15 protein-coding genes are annotated in these 18,064 nt (G+C 60.9%); 7 read left to right on the forward strand and 8 right to left on the reverse strand.

Going from position 1 to position 18,064, the window contains the following annotated elements:
* Positions 1-8: 8 nt before the first annotated feature.
* From AC4CWH_RS03050 to AC4CWH_RS03060, 3 genes are all read right to left on the reverse strand, one after another.
* Positions 9-785, reverse strand: coding sequence for a 3-hydroxybutyrate dehydrogenase (locus AC4CWH_RS03050; protein WP_491320329.1), 777 nt, complete (start codon positions 783-785; stop codon positions 9-11).
* A gap of 126 nt (positions 786-911) precedes the next feature.
* On the reverse strand, positions 912-1,409 hold the full coding sequence (locus AC4CWH_RS03055; protein ID WP_491284153.1) for an invasion associated locus B family protein: 498 nt from the start codon (positions 1,407-1,409) through the stop codon (positions 912-914).
* Positions 1,410-1,628: 219 nt separating this feature from the next.
* Positions 1,629-2,333: a glutathione binding-like protein gene (locus AC4CWH_RS03060; protein WP_491320330.1), complete on the reverse strand. Its 705-nt coding sequence runs from the start codon at positions 2,331-2,333 to the stop codon at positions 1,629-1,631.
* A gap of 397 nt (positions 2,334-2,730) precedes the next feature.
* On the opposite strand from AC4CWH_RS03060, the gene AC4CWH_RS03065 reads away from it, so the two are divergent.
* The 3 genes from AC4CWH_RS03065 (at position 2,731) to AC4CWH_RS03075 (ending at position 5,912) form a co-directional block, all read left to right on the forward strand.
* Positions 2,731-3,795 (forward strand): LLM class flavin-dependent oxidoreductase, encoded by a 1,065-nt coding sequence (locus AC4CWH_RS03065; protein WP_491320331.1) that lies wholly within the window; start codon positions 2,731-2,733, stop codon positions 3,793-3,795.
* 24 nt (positions 3,796-3,819) lie between these two features.
* Positions 3,820-4,575, forward strand: coding sequence for a type I methionyl aminopeptidase (map, locus tag AC4CWH_RS03070; RefSeq protein WP_491320332.1), 756 nt, complete (start codon positions 3,820-3,822; stop codon positions 4,573-4,575).
* Between the two features lie 152 nt (positions 4,576-4,727).
* Positions 4,728-5,912, forward strand: a complete 1,185-nt coding sequence (locus tag AC4CWH_RS03075; RefSeq protein ID WP_491320333.1) for a YbfB/YjiJ family MFS transporter — start codon at positions 4,728-4,730, stop codon at positions 5,910-5,912.
* A gap of 118 nt (positions 5,913-6,030) precedes the next feature.
* Here AC4CWH_RS03075 and AC4CWH_RS03080 read toward each other — a convergent pair whose 3' ends face one another.
* Positions 6,031-7,974 (reverse strand): methyl-accepting chemotaxis protein, encoded by a 1,944-nt coding sequence (locus tag AC4CWH_RS03080; protein ID WP_491320334.1) that lies wholly within the window; start codon positions 7,972-7,974, stop codon positions 6,031-6,033.
* A gap of 371 nt (positions 7,975-8,345) precedes the next feature.
* Between AC4CWH_RS03080 and sbmA the strand changes: the two genes are divergently transcribed.
* Positions 8,346-9,626: a peptide antibiotic transporter SbmA gene (sbmA, locus tag AC4CWH_RS03085; RefSeq protein WP_491320335.1), complete on the forward strand. Its 1,281-nt coding sequence runs from the start codon at positions 8,346-8,348 to the stop codon at positions 9,624-9,626.
* 70 nt (positions 9,627-9,696) lie between these two features.
* Here sbmA and AC4CWH_RS03090 read toward each other — a convergent pair whose 3' ends face one another.
* Complete coding sequence (locus AC4CWH_RS03090) at positions 9,697-10,731, reverse strand: polysaccharide deacetylase family protein (RefSeq protein ID WP_491320336.1); 1,035 nt, start codon at positions 10,729-10,731, stop codon at positions 9,697-9,699.
* A 178-nt stretch (positions 10,732-10,909) separates the two neighbouring features.
* Here AC4CWH_RS03090 and AC4CWH_RS03095 point away from each other — a divergent pair, with 178 nt between their 5' ends.
* Positions 10,910-11,581, forward strand: a complete 672-nt coding sequence (locus AC4CWH_RS03095) for a tetratricopeptide repeat protein (RefSeq protein ID WP_491320337.1) — start codon at positions 10,910-10,912, stop codon at positions 11,579-11,581.
* Between the two features lie 60 nt (positions 11,582-11,641).
* Positions 11,642-13,072, forward strand: a complete 1,431-nt coding sequence (gene der / locus AC4CWH_RS03100) for a ribosome biogenesis GTPase Der (protein ID WP_491320338.1) — start codon at positions 11,642-11,644, stop codon at positions 13,070-13,072.
* Positions 13,073-13,083: 11 nt separating this feature from the next.
* On the opposite strand, the gene AC4CWH_RS03105 is transcribed toward der, so the two are convergent.
* Together AC4CWH_RS03105 and AC4CWH_RS03110 are read right to left on the reverse strand one after the other, a co-directional pair.
* Positions 13,084-14,145, reverse strand: a complete 1,062-nt coding sequence (locus tag AC4CWH_RS03105) for a glycosyltransferase family 4 protein (protein WP_491320339.1) — start codon at positions 14,143-14,145, stop codon at positions 13,084-13,086.
* 100 nt (positions 14,146-14,245) lie between these two features.
* On the reverse strand, positions 14,246-15,157 hold the full coding sequence (locus AC4CWH_RS03110; protein WP_491320340.1) for a sugar kinase: 912 nt from the start codon (positions 15,155-15,157) through the stop codon (positions 14,246-14,248).
* Positions 15,158-15,347: 190 nt separating this feature from the next.
* On the opposite strand from AC4CWH_RS03110, the gene bglA reads away from it, so the two are divergent.
* Positions 15,348-16,991, forward strand: a complete 1,644-nt coding sequence (gene bglA / locus AC4CWH_RS03115; RefSeq protein WP_491321340.1) for a beta-galactosidase BglA — start codon at positions 15,348-15,350, stop codon at positions 16,989-16,991.
* A gap of 7 nt (positions 16,992-16,998) precedes the next feature.
* Here bglA and AC4CWH_RS03120 read toward each other — a convergent pair whose 3' ends face one another.
* On the reverse strand, positions 16,999-17,931 hold the full coding sequence (locus AC4CWH_RS03120) for an AraC family transcriptional regulator (protein WP_491320341.1): 933 nt from the start codon (positions 17,929-17,931) through the stop codon (positions 16,999-17,001).
* Positions 17,932-18,064 lie beyond the last annotated feature (133 nt).

The raw sequence follows: 18,064 nt of genomic DNA on the forward strand, positions 1-18,064 counted from the left end.
TGCGGTCGTTACTGGGCGGTCCAGCCGCCATCGATGGAAATGTGGGTTCCGGTGATCTGTCGTGCGGCGTCGCTGGCGAGATAGAGGGCGGTGGCCGCAACCTCTTCAATGCTGACGAATTGCTTCGTCGCCTGCAAACGGAGCATGACGTCCGTCTTGACCGCCTCTTCCGAGATACCACGTTCGCGCGCCGTATCGGGGATCTGTTTCTCCACGAGGGGCGTCAGCACGTAGCCGGGGCAGATGGCGTTCACTGTAATGCCGAATTCGGCCAATTCCAGTGCGGCGGTCTTGGTGAGGCCAAGAATGCCGTGCTTGGCAGCCACATAAGCAGATTTGTACGGCGATGCAACAAGCGCGTGCGCCGAGGCGACATTGATGATGCGGCCCTTGCCGGCCGATTTCATCAGCGGAATGGTGCTGCGCAGGGTGTGGAAGGCCGAGGATAGCAGGATGGCGATCAGCTGATCCCATTTCTCCACCGGGAAATCCTCGATTTTTGCCACATGCTGGATGCCGGCATTGTTGACGAGGACATCGACGCCGCCAAAGGCATCTTTGGCCGTGGCGATGAGGTCGGCAATCTCGTCCGGCTTCGTCATATCGGCGCCGTGATAGAGGGCGCGGCCGGACCCCAGTGTTTCGAGTTCGGCACGCGCCGCCTCGATCTCATTGGCCTTGCCGAAACCGTTGATCACCACATTCGCGCCGTCGCTTGCAAAGGCGCGGGCAATGCCAAGCCCGATGCCGCTGGTCGATCCGGTGATGACGACGGTTCTTTCCATGCCTGCTCTCCCCCATGCGCGTGTTCTGTTGCACCGCAAGAGGCAAGGTATGCGCAAACGGGGAGGGCTGGCAACGGCTGTTTCAACCGGGTGGTGCCTTGCGCAGGACCACCCGGTTGTCTTGATTTACCGGCAGCGGCTGACTTCGTTGAGCGCTGCCGTGATGCCGCGCAAGGAATAGGTATAGGTGGTGTTGGTGCCGCGGGCAGACACCGCCTTCAACGTCATGTCGCTGCCGCCGCGCATGGCGCGAACCAGCACCGGTTCGCGCGCCGGGTCACGCACCCATGCGGCATTTTCCTTTGGCACAAGGGTGAAATTTTCCGAACCGACCGATAGCGAAACGCGCGAATCCGCCTTCAGTCCATAGCCCATGATCGCCTGCGGCATCAGGTTGGAGGCGCCCGCCTGTGGTGCGACCAGGAAAAAGTTTTCGCCATGATTGACGCTGGCCGGCTGCTGCGATGTCGGAACGGATAGCGCGTAGCATCGCTTCGCATTGCCGCTACCATAGGAATACACACCCCATGCATCGAATTGCTTGACCCTGGTCGGCTGGGCGCTGGCGGCCAGCGCGGACATCAGGACGGCGGAAACGGCAAGGGCGTATGTCTTGCTGGACATCGGATACTCCTCAAAAATGGCAGAATGGAACATCCCGGACGGGAAATTTCGTCGGGCGTAACAGCGTGCGATTGAAAGCGAGGAGGATTAGCGAAAGGTTAATGCAGGGATCAACCCTTGTGAGCAGAACCTCACAAAGGGTTGATGACAGGTGTTCGGGTTTTGCCTCTGCGGCGGATGCGCCGCCGCAGAGATGAGCGAGAGGGCGTCCGTTGCGGATCAGGGGCGCGCGGGAATTTCGACGCCGCGCTGCACGGCAGGCCGCGCCATGACCCGTTCAAACCAGGCGGGCAAGGCGGTGAGGGTATCGAAACCGACGAGGTCGCCGGCGCCGTAAAAGCCCGTCAGCGCCCGGATCCAGCCGACGATCGCGATATCTGCAATCGTATAATCGTCGCCCATGATGAAGTCGCGGCCGGTGAGGCGCTGTTCGAGAACACCCAGCAGCCGCTTGGTTTCGTTGAGGTAACGGTCATGCGGGCGCTTGTCTTCATAATCCTTGCCGGCAAACTTGTGGAAAAAGCCGAGCTGGCCGAACATCGGGCCGATGCCGCCCATCTGGAACATCACCCACTGGATGGTTTCATAACGGGCAGCGGCATCCGTCGGCAGGAACTGGCCGGTCTTTTCCGCCAAGTAGATGAGGATGGCGCCCGATTCGAACAGCGCCAGCGGCTTGCCATCGGGACCGTTCGGATCGAGGATCGCCGGGATCTTGCCGTTCGGGTTGAGTGACAGGAATTCCTCGCCCCAAGTCTCGTTCTGGCCGATATTGATGAAATGCGGCTCATAGGGGAGGGCGGTCTCCTCCAGCATGATCGAGACCTTGACGCCGTTTGGCGTCGGCGTCGAATAAAGCTGCAGGATATCAGGGTTCTGTGCCGGCCAGCGGCGGGTGATGGGGAAGCTGGAAAGATCGGCCATGGGAGGTCCTTCTCGAGGGGCTTTGATATCGTGACTATATCCCCACGCCATCACAATGCCAGCCATCCGGTCCAGCCATCCGGCACGGGCATCGGTTGACACAGTGTTTCACAGGTCGACGCCGCTTGGTCAGTCGCGACTTTCTTTATCTTTTCAGCAGGATGCCGCCGCGTGTTGGTGCAGTGCTTTCGAATGCCTTGATTTTTCTCGGCTTTTTGAGATTTTCCGGTAAAGAGCTTTGGAAGTTGAGTCCGTCTCTTGCGCCAAGTGCCTGAGCGAAGAGTCTTTTCCTTCTGCCTGCCATCCAGATTTTAGACGCCCGCCGTCGAAACTTTCGCCTTTGAGTTTAGCGGCCGCCTTTCTATCTAGGGTTCAAACGCAAATCATGGATATCACGATGGAACTTGGCCTTTACACCTTCGCGGACGTCGATCCGGCTATTGCAAGCGGCAGCCGTGGCGCAGACGCCGCCGTGCGCCTCAAACATCTGCTGGAGGAAATCGAGCTTGCCGATCAGGTGGGCCTCGACGTTTTTGGCCTCGGTGAACATCACCGTCCCGATTATGCCGTGTCCTCGCCCTCGACCGTTCTGGCCGCCGCTGCCGTAAAGACGAAGAACATCCGCCTGACGAGTGCGGTCTCCGTTCTGAGTTCCGACGATCCGATCCGGGTTTTCCAGCAGTTTGCGACCGTCGATCTTCTCTCGAATGGCCGCGCAGAGATCATGGCGGGGCGCGGATCCTTCATCGAATCCTATCCGCTGTTCGGTTATGACCTCAACGATTACGACCGGCTGTTTACCGAAAAGCTCGACCTGCTTTTGACGCTGCGTGACAACGAGATCGTGGAATGGGCGGGCGAGCTGCGTGCGCCGATCAACCGGCGCGGCGTTTATCCGCGCCCGCTGCAGGAAAAGCTGCCGGTGTGGATCGCCGTGGGCGGCACGCCGCAATCGGTGGCGCGCGCCGGCGCCATGGGCCTGCCGCTCGCCATCGCCATCATCGGCGGCGAATATGCGCGTTTTGCGCCCTTCTTCGAGCTTTACCGCGAATCGGCCCGCCGCGCCGGTCAGGATGCCACAAAGCTGAAGACCAGCATCAACGTGCATGGCTTCATTGCCGATACGACTGAAGCGGCCGCCGACCAGTTCTACGGTCCGCAGGCTGCCGTGATGGACCGCATCGGCCGCGAGCGTGGCTGGGGCCCCACCAACCGTGCCCAGTATGACCGCGCCCGCTCCGCGCCCGGCAATCTCTTCGTCGGCGATCCGGAATCCGTGGCGGAAAAGATCGTGGCTGCCCACAAGGTTTTCGGCAATGATCGCCTGCTGATCCAGATGGCCATCGGCCTTATGCCGCATGAGCAGATCATGCGCGGCATCGAGCTGTTTGGCACCAAGGTGGCGCCTCTGGTCAGAAAAGCGTTGACGCCTGCGCAGGATGGCGCGAAACCGGCGGCCTGAAAAAGCTGCCCGGGAAAACATGGCATGATCGTTTCTAATGAGACCGAACTCGACAAGCTGAAAGCGATCGGCCGTCTTTGCGCACACACCGTCAACACGATGGCGAAAGCGCTGGAACCGGGCATCACCACGGCCGAACTCGATCTCATCGGGCGAAAGGTGCTGGAGGATGCCGGCGCGCAGTCAGCGCCGGAATTCTGCTACCAGTTTCCCGGCGCCACCTGCATCAGCGTTAACGAGGAAGTGGCGCACGGCATTCCGGGAGATCGGGTCATCCGTGCCGGCGATCTCGTCAATATCGATGTGTCGGCCGTCAAGGACGGGTTTTTCGGCGATACCGGCTCCTCCTTTGCCGTGCCGCCGGTCAGCCGCGACATCGAACGGCTGGTGCGCGATGGCCGTCGCGCCTTGTGGACCGGCCTTCAGCAGGTGAAGACCGGCAAGCCGATTGCCAGCATCGGCAATGCCATCGGCACCTTTGCCGCCAAGAACCGCTATACGCTGATCACCAACCTCGCCAGCCACGGCGTTGGCCGCTCCCTGCACGAGGAGCCGACGGAAGTGCCGACCTGGCCCGATGCCGACGAAAGCCGCGTGATGGAGGAGGGAATGGTGTTTACCGTCGAACCCTTCCTGTCGCTGGGTGCCAACTGGGCCGAAGACGCCGGCAATGGCGACCCCTGGACGCTTTACGGCGATCCGAAGGCGCCAACCGTGCAGTTCGAACACACCCTCGTCGTCACCCGCAACGGGCCGCTGATCCTGACGCTTGCTGATTGAGCGTGTCGATTGCGGCAGGCCGCACCACCTTTGTCGCCCAAGCCAGCTCGACCGGCATGAGCGGCCGGTGCTTCAGGGCCATCAGCAAAACTGATTGATGCGATGCAAAATGCGCGTTTGTCGCAACGCATCAATGCTGCGATAGAGGCTTGATGTTGGCAGAAGACAAGAACGTCAATCCCGTCATGGCCGGTCTTGCCGGCGGCCTTGCCATGGCCGCCGCCATGGGGTTTGGCCGATTTTTCTATACGCCAGTGCTTCCGGGCATGATGAGCGGCCTGCCGTTGTCGGCCGCCGATGCCGGGCTGATCGCGGCCGGCAATTTTGCCGGTTACCTCGTCGGCGCCATGCTGTCGGCCTATGGCTGGGCGGCAGGGCGTGAACGCGCAGTTGCTCTTGCAGGGCTGTTTTCGACAGCACTTCTGCTGGCGGCGATGGCTGTTACGTCATCGGTGCAGCTGTTTATGCTGATCCGATTCCTGGCAGGCATGGCCAGCGCACTTGCGATGATTTTCACATCCTCGGTCGTGCTGCCCTATGCGGCAGGCAGGGTGGAAGTGCAGGCCCTGCATTTCGGCGGTGTAGGCGTTGGCATTGCATCTTCGGCTCTCGTCGCTTTCCTGATCAATGGGCTTGCCGGTGATGGCGCGCATGGCTGGCGCTGGAACTGGCTCGCCGGCGCGTTGTTGGTGGCTACGGCCACTCTTATGATCGCCCGTTTCCTGCCGCGCCCTGTTGCGGGCCATGGTGCGGTTGCGGAACCGCCGATCGCCTGGACACGGCCGCTGGTCCTGCTGACGGCATCCTATGGCCTTTTCGGTTTTGGTTACGTGGTGACCGCAACCTTCCTCGTTACAATTGCCCGACTTGCGGCAGCGGGCCCGGTGGTGGAATTTTCCGCTTGGTTCGTCACGGGAACGGCGGCGGCCTTGTCGCTCTTCGTCTGGCGCGGCGGGGTTGCGCGGTTTGGAATGGCCTGGATCTATCTGGCCTGTCTTTGCATCGAAGCGATCGGCGTGTTTGCCTCTGTCGGCCTTGCCCCGATGACGGGAACGCTGATCGGCGGGCTGCTGCTCGGCCTGACCTTCATGACGGTGACGGCCTATGGCCTGCAGATTGCAAGACAACTTGCGCCACAGAGCCCGCGCCGGGCGCTTGCCTTCATGACGGTCGCCTTTGGTATCGGGCAGACCGTTGGGCCCCTGGCGGCCGGCTGGGCGGCTGAGTGGAGCGGCAGTTTTACGCTGGCATCCGTGATTGCGGCCCTGGTGCTGCTGCTCTCCGGGTTGCTGGCGCTGCCGGTGGCCATCGATCCGGCTTTGCGCGCCGGTCGGTGAATTGCTAAAAATTAAGGGACGCGAGCCTTTGCCGCGTCCCCTTTGGTTTATCTCTTAACGGTCCGCTCGATGCCAGGCCGGTCAGTTATCCGCCGGTCTGGCAAGGGTGTCGGAACGATCAGAACTCGGTCCAGCTTTCCTGCGACACTGCAATGGCGGCATTGCCGGAAAATGCGCCGGCAAGCTTGCGGCCAAGGGCGCGCGCCGGCGAGGGAGCCGGCGCATGGCTTGCGCGTGCTGGCGCGGGCGTTGCCACGGCATTTGCCATGCCGGCGCCCTGCAGCTTGAACTGCGTCAGCAACTGGTTGAGCGAGGATACTTCGCGCGCCAAGCTGTGGCTGGCGGCAGTGGATTCTTCCACCATCGCGGCATTCTTCTGCGTGTCCTGGTCCATCTGGTTGACGGCCGTATTGATCTGCTGGAGACCGGACGACTGTTCCTGCGCCGAATCGACGATGGCGCTCACATGCTGGTTGATCTCCTGCACCTCCGCAACAATCGTCTGCAGGGCCTTGCCGGTCTCACCGACGAGGTTCACACCTTCGGCCACTTGCGTGTTCGATGTGTTGATCAGCGCCTTGATCTCCTTGGCTGCCTTTGCCGAGCGCTGCGCCAGTTCACGCACTTCCTGGGCAACCACGGCAAAGCCCTTGCCGGCTTCGCCAGCGCGGGCCGCTTCGACACCGGCATTCAGCGCAAGCAGGTTCGTCTGGAAGGCGATTTCGTCGATGACGCCGATGATGTTGGAAATCTCGCTGGACGAGGTTTCGATCTTGCCCATGGCAATCACCGCACGGCGCACGATTTCGCCTGACGTTTCAGCCCCTGTGCGGGTACGCGCCACAAGCTGGCCGGCCTCCTGCGCGCGACGGGTGGAATCGCGAACCGTGGTGGTGATCTGCTCGAGAGCTGCGGCTGTTTCCTCCACAGAGGCTGCCTGCTGTTCGGTGCGTTTTGCCAGATCGTCGGCTGCCGCCTTGATCTCGTTGGCACCGGCATCGATGCCGCGGGCATTTTCCGCGACCTGTACCAGCGTCGATTGCAGCTTGTCTGCCGAGCGGTTGAAATCGTGCCGGACCTGGTCCAGCGTTTCGGCAAAGCCGTCATGGATGCGGTAGGTCACATCGCCATCGGACAGGTGCGAAAGACCGGCTGCCAGGTTGTCTACGGCAAACTTCACCTCGGCGGCTTCCTTGGCGCGCTCGGCATCGCGTTCGATGCGCTCCTTTTCAGACAGGCTGCGCGTGGAATCCGCTTCCTGCGCCAGACGATGGCGCTCGATCGCATTGTCGCGGAATATGGCAACGGCGGCGGCCATCTGGCCCACTTCGTCGCGCCGGTCGAGACCATCGATCGCCTCATCCGTCTTGCCATCGGCAAGCGTTATCATCCGGGCGCGAAGCCGGCTTATCGGCTGGATGATGCCGCGGGAGGCCACCAGCAGCGATACGGAAAAAATGGCGGTAAACAGCAGGCCGATGGCAAGAAGCGTCGTCAGAATTGTCGATTGGGTGCGGCTCGACAGATCGGCGGAGGCGTCGTTCAGCGACTTCAGAGTGGCATTGTTGGAATCGCGCAAATTATTGCGCCAGGACCGGATGTCGGGGTTGATATTGACGAGAACGGCTTTTGCTTCCGCCTGTTTGCCTTGGTTTGCAAGGGTGACGGCCTTGTGCAGCTCGAGGTAGATTGCGCGGGCGCTGCCGGCAAAGCGATCGATATCCGTCGCATTCTCAGGCGTCAGCGACTTGGCCCGCTCCAGACGGCGAAAAAGCGTGGCCTCACCCTCGCTGAAATCGTCCATCGGATTGAGGCGCGACACCGTCTCGGCGTCCAGCGAGGCCATCTGGTAGGCGGCATTGGTGGAGGCGACGAGCGAGGTGGTCGACCGGAACATCTCCATGGCCGAGACCATGTCTTCGGTCATAAACGCAGAATACTGCACGTCGCTGTCATGGTAACTATTTGCCATCAGGCCGATGCCGGCGATGCCGACAATGCCGATCGAGGCGACCAGTGACAAGATTTTGGTTCGAATGGGAGTATTCTTCAAGAAAGACAAATCAACACCTCATGGGAGGGGGCGATCCGTTTCTTCCCCGCGTCGGAAGTGGTCGGACATATCAAATGAGCGAAGCCATGGCGCGGAAAAAGCCTGATCATCAGGCCCGTGAATGCGTCACAGTGTCATGTTTTGCGATTGCTATAGCGTTAATTTTTATCTTCAGAACCCATAATTCCGACCACTATGTCGGTTTACAATTTTCGGTTGCTCCACTCGTGTGACGCGCCACAGCAAGGTTTGTCGCCTCAACTCTTACATTTCCTCCACATTCCACGGGCGCCATTGCCGCCCCTTGTGAACTGGCCTAGTTTCGCCGTCCACAGCTGGCAGCATCAGTGCCAGATCCGCATCAAGGGAAGTTCGTTTCCGTGTTCCATTCCTTCTTTCCAAAACCGAAATTGTTTTTCACCTCGGCCGCGCTCTGGACGCTGGTCTGTATCCTCGTCTGGTATACGGTCGGTCCGCAGGTCGGTGCCGCCATCGGCCTGCCGCCTTTGGCTGAAGGGCAGACCCCGCCGGTGGGTCTCGGGTTCTTCTTCACCTCCGACAATCTGTGGTTTTATCTCTATTTCACCATCTTCGTCGGCCTGTTCGGTCTCACCTGGCAGGTGATCGCCCGCGGCCACCCCTGGCTTAACTGGTCGGTCTGGGGCTCGGCCTTCATCATCTTCATCGCCTATTTCAGCGTGCAGATGTCGGTTGCCGTGAACAACTGGCGCGGACCGTTCTTCGACCTGTTCCAGAAGGCGCTGAATGGCGATGGCACGGTGACGACAGGCCAACTCTATGAGCTGCAGCTGCGGTTTCTGGAAATAGGGCTGGTCGGCGTGACGCTTTCAGTCGTGACGGCGTTTTTTACCAGCCACTACGTCTTTCGCTGGCGCCAGGCGATGAACGATTTTTACCTGTCGAAGTGGGACAAGTTGCGTCACATCGAAGGCGCCTCGCAGCGTGTGCAGGAAGACACGATGCGGTTTGCCAATATCCTGGAAGGGCTCGGCGTCGCGCTGATCAACTCCGTGATGACGCTGGTCGTCTTTTTGCCGATCCTGTTTCGCATGTCTGAACATGTCAGCGAATTGCCGATCCTCGGCGTCGTGCCGCATGCGCTGTTCTGGCTGGCCATCGGCTGGTCGCTGTTCGGAACAGCACTTCTGATGATCGCCGGGATCAAGCTTCCAGGCTTGAATTTCCGCAACCAGCGTGTCGAGGCAGCCTTCCGAAAAGAGCTGGTCTATGGCGAAGACCATGCCGACCGTGCCCAGCCCGTTACCGTGCGCGAACTCTTCACGAATGTGCGGAAAAACTATTTCCGCATGTACTGGCACTATACGTATTTCAACATCGCGCGCTTCGGTTACGGCCAGCTCGATGCAATCTTCCTGACTGTGATCCTCATCCCGACGGTCGTTGCCGGCCGGATCACCATGGGCCTCTGGCAGCAGATCGCCACGGCATTTGGCGAAGTCACCAACAGCTTCCAGTATCTTGTCAGCTACTGGTCAACCATCATCGAGCTTCTGTCCATCCACAAGCGCCTGAAAGCCTTCGAAGCCGCCATCGATGACAAGCCGCTGCCGGAAATCGATCAGCGTTACCTGAAGCGTGAGGCCGAAGGTGGCGAGATCGAGGCCGACCGTCCTTATTGACGGGCAAGTCTTTGACGGCATAACAACCCTTTAAACCGCATCGGGAAACCGGTGCGGTTTTTTCTGGGCGTTAGAGCCCCGATGCATCCCGTTCGGCGTGTCCGGGGGCCGGCGCCGCATCTGCCTTCTGAAGCGCTTCCATCGCCTCGCCATAGGTGACGCAGGCGACATCTTGCATGGAGCAGATTTCCGCGGCGAGCCGGTCGAGCGCCCGCCAGTACGCGCCACCATTCATCAGCACGAAGTGAAAGCCGAGTTGCAGAGGAACCCGCTCGCCGGTGTACTGCGCATCAAACGCCTTGCGAAAAGCCTGGTAGGCGCGCTCCTCGAACTCCGCCGAGCGGCTCGGGTTTTCGACACCGGCGGAATGACGGATGAAGAGGTTATAGTCCATGGCGATGATGTTGCGCTGTTCGGGTCCTTCCGGAATGAGCGGCAGGCCAAAATTGATGACGCCGTTTTCACGGCGCGGCATCATGGGCCCCTTGGTCACGCCGCTGGCATCATAAGCAAAACCTTGGGCTTGTTCCGCTTCGTTCAGCGGCTCACTGGTCGATAGATAAGGTGCGCGAAACCCTTTTATGCCGGCAATGAACGGCCGCCAGCCTTCCGGTTCGCGGTCGCAGGCATCCAGATCGGCCCAAGCGGAGGTGAGCACCGAGCGGAAATTTGTCATTTCCTCCCGCCACTCCGCGCTCGACCACTGCCGCCCGTCAAAATGGCCGCAGGTGTGGCTGGCGATTTCATGGCCTTCCAGATGGGCGTTCCAGATGTGGTCGAGCCGCGTGCGCGCCTCGTCCGCCGTCTGGGCAAAGCCGATATTGGAGCGCCCCGGTTTCTGCCCCGGCCCCTGATAGGTTTTGGCCCGGGCGCGATCGATGACCAGCGTGCAGGAGAGAAAATAGGTGAAATGCGCGTTCACCCGTTTTGCCATCGCCCGGCTTCTCTCCCAGAGCGCATTGTTGCCGGCGCCATCGAAGGAAATCATCACCAGCTGCTTCGGCTTTTCTCCGGCGAAAACGAGCGAGACCGAAAGAAGCAGGCTGGCAAGCGTTGCAACGGGACGAAGGCATGGACTGGCTTTGGGGCGGTCAGAAATTGGCAAGATGAAAACCTGTCTGGCAATGCAAATTGCGTCTTCTGCTGAGCGAATGCGGCAATCGTTGGAAGAAAGAGGCATCAACTCTGCGCGTGACGTTGCAATCCACCCCTTACATCCCGGGAAAAATAGGTTAGAAGGCAGGCTTTCGAGTTGAAGGGCCGCCGTTCGGCCGGAGTTTGGCATGGTACAGGACAACGACAGCTTTATCCGCGAAGTCAACGACGAGCTGCGTTCAGAGCAGTTCAGCGGTGCCTGGAAGCGGTTCCGTTATGTCATCATGGGCGTGGCTGTTCTGATCGTGGTCGGCACGGCCGGATATCGCGGTTATGAATACTGGCACAGCCACAATTCCTCGCAGTATGGCGATCAGTTCCTGGCAGCGCTGAACCTTGCCAAGGCCAACAAGCCGGACGAGGCGATTGCAGCCTTTGCGGCGCTGGAAAAAGACGGCAGCGGTTCTTATCCGGTGCTGGCGCGCCTGCGCTCGGCAACGCTTCTGTCTGAAAAAGGCGATGTGGCCGGTGCCGTTGCCGCCTTCGATGCGGTTGCCAAGGATAATGGCGTACCTGAAGTCATCCGCGATGTGGCGCGCGTGCGCGCCGGCTGGCTGCTGATCGATGGCGGAACCTATGATCAGGTCTCGGCACAGGTGGAAGTCATGGCAACACCCGGCCACGCGCTGCGCCACTCGGCGCGCGAGGCGCTGGGACTTGCCGCTTACAAGGCCGGCGATATGGCGAAAGCCAAGGAATGGTTCCAGCAGATTGCTGGCGACGCGCAATCGCCGCGCAATATTGCCAACCGCGCCCAGATCATGCTCGATACGATTGCGGCAACCGGCAAGGCTGCCTGAACCAACACGACACGATTTTACGACAAAACAACAAGACAAAGCCCGGAAAGGGATCCACCCATGAGCTTCACAGTCGCCATCGTCGGGCGCCCGAATGTCGGCAAGTCCACGCTGTTCAACCGGCTGGTGGGAAAGAAGCTTGCACTGGTGGATGATACGCCGGGCGTTACCCGTGACCGTCGTCCGGGTGATGCAAAGCTGATCGACCTGCGTTTCACCATCATCGATACCGCGGGCCTTGAAGAGGCCGGCCCCGAGACGTTGCAGGGCCGCATGCGCGCCCAGACGGAAGCAGCCATCGATGAGGCGGATCTGTCGCTCTTCGTGGTCGATGCCAAATCCGGCCTCACACAGATTGACCAGACGCTGGGCGAGATGCTGCGCCGTCGCGGCAAGCCTGTCGTGCTCGTGGCCAACAAATCCGAAGCGCGCGGCTCCGATGGCGGTTTCTACGATGCCTTCACGCTCGGCCTTGGCGATCCGGTGCCGATCTCGGCCGAACACGGCCAGGGCATGATCGACTTGCGCGATGCCATCGTCGAGGCCATTGGTCCGGAAATGGCGTTTGGCGACGAAGATGACGAAGCCGAAACCAATGTCGATCTGCGCGGCCTGTCCGCCGATGGTGAAGACATCGACGACGAGTTCGAACCGGCCTATGACGAAACCAAGCCGCTGCGCGTGGCGATCGTCGGGCGCCCGAATGCCGGAAAATCGACGCTGATCAACCGTTTCCTCGGCGAAGACCGGCTGCTGACCGGCCCGGAAGCCGGCATTACCCGCGACAGCATTTCCGTCGAATGGGACTGGCGCGGCCGCACCATCAAGATGTTCGACACCGCCGGCATGCGCCGCAAGGCCCGTGTGCAGGAAAAGCTCGAAAAGCTGTCGGTGGCCGATGCGCTGCGCGCCATCCGTTTTGCCGAAACTGTTGTGATCGTTTTTGACGCCACAATCCCGTTCGAAAAGCAGGACCTGCAGATCGTCGATCTCGTGCTGCGCGAAGGCCGCGCCGCCGTGCTCGCCTTCAACAAGTGGGATCTGGTGGAAGACACGCAGGCGCTGCTGGCCGAGCTTCGCGAAAAAACCGAGCGGCTTCTGCCGCAGGCGCGTGGCATCCGCGCCGTGCCGATGTCCGGCCAGACCGGTTACGGCCTCGAAAAGCTGATGCAGAACATCATCGACACCGACATGGTATGGAACAAGCGCATCTCCACCGCCAAGCTCAACCGCTGGCTGGATACGGTGCAGGTTCAGCATCCGCCACCGGCCGTGTCGGGCCGTCGCCTGAAGCTCAAATACATGACGCAGGTAAAGGCCCGCCCGCCGGCCTTCATGATTTCCTGCACGCGTCCTGATTCGGTGCCGGAATCCTATCTGCGTTATCTCACGAACGGCCTGCGCGCCGATTTCGCCATGCCGGGCGTTCCGATCCGCATTCACCTGCGCGCTTCGGAAAACCCGTTCGAGAACAAGCGCAAGAAGCGCTGATTTCTTCTGGCTCAGGAGGGCAGGGCGCGAAACCCGTTGCGTGGCAGCGGCAGGCGCTTGCGCCCTTGCGCGATCAGCACATTGTTGAGGAACTGTTTTGACGCGGCTTCCCAGGTGAAATCGCGGGCCAGGCGCCGTGCGTTTTCACGCGGGCATTCGAGCGCCTCCAGGCAGGCGAGACGCAGGTCGTCGTTGAGAGCACCGGCGCCGCTTCCCTCAGTGATGATGTCGATCGGCCCCGTCACCGGAAAGGCTGCCACCGGCACACCGCTGGCGAGCGCCTCGAGGATCGTATTACCAAACGTGTCGGTCTTTGAGGAAAACACAAAAACATCCGCCTGCGCATAGGCTTGCGCCAAGTCCTCGCCGGTCTTCATGCCGGTAAACAGCACATGCGGATAACGCCGCTGCAACTCCTCGCGCTCCGGCCCGTCACCCACCACAACCTTGGAACCCGGCAGGTCGAGATCGAGGAAGGCCGGCAGGTTCTTTTCCACCGCGATGCGGCTGACCGTCATGAAGATCGGGCGGGGCAGGCCAAACGGGGTTGCTTCCTGCGGCATCGGGTGAAACTGCGTCTGGTCAATGCCGCGGCTCCAGCGCAAGAGGTTCTTCAGGCCGAGCTTTGACAGTTCCCGCTCAAGGCTTGCGGTGGCCACCATGCAGCCATTGCCGGCATTGTGGAACCAGCGCACGAAGGCGCGCAGCCAGCGGATCGGCACGGGAAAACGTGCCGCCACATATTCAGGAAAACGGGTGTGGTAGCTGGTGGAAAACGGCAGGTTGTTTTTGAGGCACCAGCGGCGGGCGAGAAGTCCAAGCGGCCCCTCGGTTGCGATATGCACCGATGTCGGCCCGAACTTTTCAATCGCGCGGGCAACGGCGGCATAACTTGCGACCGACAGCCGGATTTCCGGATAGGTGGGGCAGGGAACGCTTGTAAACTCCTGCGGCGTGATCATCGACACTTCGATGCCCATGCGCGTCAGTTCGCGATTGGTGTTTTCGATGGAGCGCACAACGCCGTTTACCTGCGGATACCAGGCGTCCGTGACGATGGTGATCTTGGTCATGTCCTGCGCAGGCCCCTTGTGCCGATGCGCGATCAGACTCGCGCGTTGCGGGCGTCTCTGCGGTTTCTATCGACCAGATTTGTTACAGGGGAATGTCAGGTCACTCCGGCAGGAGTGCGTGGTCGATCAGTGCGCCGTGGTGGCCGATGACGACGGAGGCGATGGCGGCGCCGTGGGCGGCTGATTCGGCGCTGGATGTGCCGGTCATCAGTTTTGCCAGGAAACCGGCGTTGAAACTGTCGCCGGCGCTTGTTGTGTCCACCAGCTTTTCCGGGGTGATGGCTGGCACGAACACCGTCTGCTCGCCTTCCGCCACCGTTGCGCCCTGTGCGCCGTTCTTCACCACGATGGTTTCGGCGCCGAGAGAGCGGTAGCGCTCGATGGTCGCTGCCACATTCGCATCGTCGAAATGGGCCGCTTCATCGTCAAAGCTCGGCAGCACGATGGAGGCGGCGCGGGCGCCGGCGCTGATCGTGTCGAGCATGCGAAGGCGGTCGCTCCAGAGACGCGGGCGGATGTTCGGGTCGAATGCCACCGTTTTTCCGGCAGCGCGTGCGCGGCGCAGTTCCGAAAGCAGGGTTTCAGCCCCAGATGCCCCGAGGATCGCAAGCGTGATGCCGGAGAAATAAACAAGGTCGGCACTTTCGATTGCCTGCCTCAGGTGGTCGGCGTCATCGGCCAGAAGTTTTGCCGCCGACGTATCGCGCCAGTAGCTGAACGTCCGTTCGCCGTCCTTCAGCGTGATCAGGTAAAGGCCGGGCGTGCGCCCCGGTATCCGGCGAATGGCCCCGGTTCCGATGTTTGCCTTTTCCATGAAGGCGAGCATTTCATCCGACAGCGGGTCGTCGCCAAGGCCGGTGAGGTAATCCACCTGCCAGTCCTCAGGAAGGGCGGCGCGCAGGTACCAGGCGGTGTTGAACGTGTCGCCGGCAAAGCCCTTGCGCAAAAGTCCCTGGCCGGCCTGGGCCAGTTCCACCATGCATTCGCCGATCGAAAGAACCCGCTTTGCCATCCCAATTCCTCCATGACACCGTTCGGCAATAGGCTGAAGAGGCGACCAAGGCAAGAGCCGGGCGTGTGCGAAGCCACGGGTTTGACACGGTTCTTTGTCTTTCTGAGGCGCGTCGCCCTTTGTCTTTTCAAATAAGGCGACTAGGTTGTCGGTGAACAGGACATCGAAGGAGTGAAAGACGCAAATGGCGATGCTAACGGCACAGAAGGGCGATGCGAACTGGTGGCGCGGCGCGGTGATCTATCAGGTCTACCCGCGCTCCTTCCAGGATACGACGGGCGACGGCATCGGGGATATCAAGGGTATCACGGCGCGGCTGCCGCATATCGCCTCGCTCGGTGTCGACGGGATCTGGCTGTCGCCTTTCTTCACCTCGCCCATGGCCGACATGGGCTATGACGTGGCCGATTATTGCAATGTCGATCCGATGTTCGGAACGCTTGCCGATTTCGATGCGATGATGGCCGAATGCGAACGCCTCGGGCTCAAGGTCATCATCGACCAGGTCATTTCCCACACGTCCGACCAGCATCCCTGGTTTGTCGAGAGCCGGTCGAGCCGCAGCAACCCGCACGCCGACTGGTACATCTGGGCTGATCCGAAGCCGGATGGTACGGCACCCAACAACTGGCTTTCCATCTTCGGCGGTCCCGGCTGGGAGTGGGATGGCGTGCGCAAGCAATATTACATGCACAATTTTCTCGGCTCGCAGCCGGATCTCAATTTTCACAATCCGGATGTGCAGGATGCCATGCTCGGCACGGTGAAATTCTGGCTGGACCGCGGCGTCCACGGGTTTCGCCTCGATACCGTCAACTACTATTTCCACGACCAACAGCTGCGCGACAATCCGCCAATGGTCTACGATCCGCATTCGACGGGGCTCGAAACCGATACCAATCCTTATTCGATGCAGCACCACCTCTATGACAAGAGCCAGCCGGAAAACATCGAGTTCCTGAAGCGCCTGCGCGCGCTGCTGGATGAATATGATTGCCGCACGACGGTCGGTGAAGTCGGCGATGGCGATCGGTCGCTGACGACACTTGCCATCTATACCAGCGGCAATGACAAGCTGCACATGTGCTACACGTTCGACCTGCTCAGCCCACGGTTCACTGCCGAGCATATTCGCGGCGTGGTGTCGAAGTGCCAGGAAATCGTCACCAACGGCTGGGTCTGCTGGGCGTTTTCCAACCATGACGTGGTGCGCCATGTGACGCGTTTCATGGAAAATGCCGGCGAGCGGGAGGCCGTGGCAAAGCTGGCTATCAGCGTGCTGTCCACGCTGCGCGGCTCCATCTGCCTCTATCAGGGCGAGGAACTGGGCCTGCCGGAAGCCGAGCTTGCCTTCGAGGACCTGCGCGACCCCTATGGCATCCGCTTCTGGCCGGCCTTCAAGGGCCGCGACGGATGCCGCACGCCGATGGTCTGGGATGTCGACAAGCCGCTCGCCGGTTTCAGTGAGGGCAACAAGGCCTGGCTGCCGGTGCCTTCAGAGCATCAGACGCTTGCCGTCAACGGACAGGAGAATGACGAAAACTCCGTGCTGAACCACTATCGCCGCACGCTCGCCTTCCGCAAGCAACATCCGGTGCTGCTGGATGGTGACATGACCTTCCTCGAAACCAATGCCGATCTTCTGGCCTTTGTGCGTGAAAAGGCCGGCGAGCGGTTGCTCTTCGTGTTCAATCTCACACGCAGTCCCCAGGATTTCTCGCTGCCGGCGGCAATGGCGGGCGCCACGCCGGAGCCGATGCCCGGTTACGATCCGCCGGTCGAGGACAAGGTGGTGAAGCTTGGCGCGCTCGACGTGTTCTGCGCAAGGCTCTGACGTTCACTCACGCGGAGGCCGGCGCATAACGCGCCGGCTCCGTCTTGAGGCGTGACACATCCTGGATGGGCGGTGCGCCGAACAGGCGGCGATATTCGCGGCTGAACTGCGAGGGGCTGTCATAACCGACGCGGTGGGCAGCACTTGCCGCATCCAGCGCTTCCGAGAGAATCAGCCGACGCGCCTCCTGAAGCCGAAGCTGTTTCTGGTATTGCAGCGGGCTCATGGCGGTTACTTCGCGAAAATGCTCGTGGAGCGAGGACGTGCTCATGCGCGCCTCTTCCGCCACCCGTTCGACGCTGAACGGCTTGTCGAAATTCAGGCGGATCCAGGCGATGGCGCGGTTGACCTGAGACAGCCGGCTTTCCGGCATCAGCATGCGCCGCAGTTTCTCGCCCTGGTCACCGCGCATCAGCCGGTAGAGCAGTTCGCGCTCCGCAAGCGGCGCCAGAAACGGGATATCCTCCGGCGTATCGAGCAAACGCACCAGCCGAACGGCGGCATCGAGAAGCTGCGGATCGCTGCGCCCAAGGCAGAGCGCCTTGCCGCAGCTTTTTGTATAGGGCGGGAAGGCCTGGCCGACAGGGGCTTTCGGCATCACCTCCATCATCATGGCGCTGAGGGCGGTCAGATCCAGGTCAAGCCGCAGACTGAGATAGGGCTTTTCCGCTGTCGCCTCGATCACCTGTCCGGTAATCGGCAGCTCGGCAGAGGCGATCAGGTGGCGCGCCGGGCCGTATTCGAACACTTCTTCGGCCAGCAGAACCTGTTTTGTGCCCTGCGCGATGATGCAGAGCGATGGTTGTTGCACGCCGGGTGCCGGTTCGGTTTCCCTGGAGAGTCGCACCAGCGACAGGCGCGGGATGGCTGTCGCCACCATGCCTTCGCTATCGGTGTGTTGTGCAATAAGGGCTGCCAGATCGTTCAGTCGGTGCATCATCTTCTTATCCGATAATCCCGCAATTCCCGCGCCTTGCAGCGCGTTCTGTGATTTCACACCTACCAGCCGGCTCGTTTTCCTGAAAGAGCCTTCGGTGAACTTCCGGATTTTTGTGCAATGATGGCGGAGTCCT

It is taken from the genome of Neorhizobium sp. PAMB6716 (assembly GCF_058242805.1).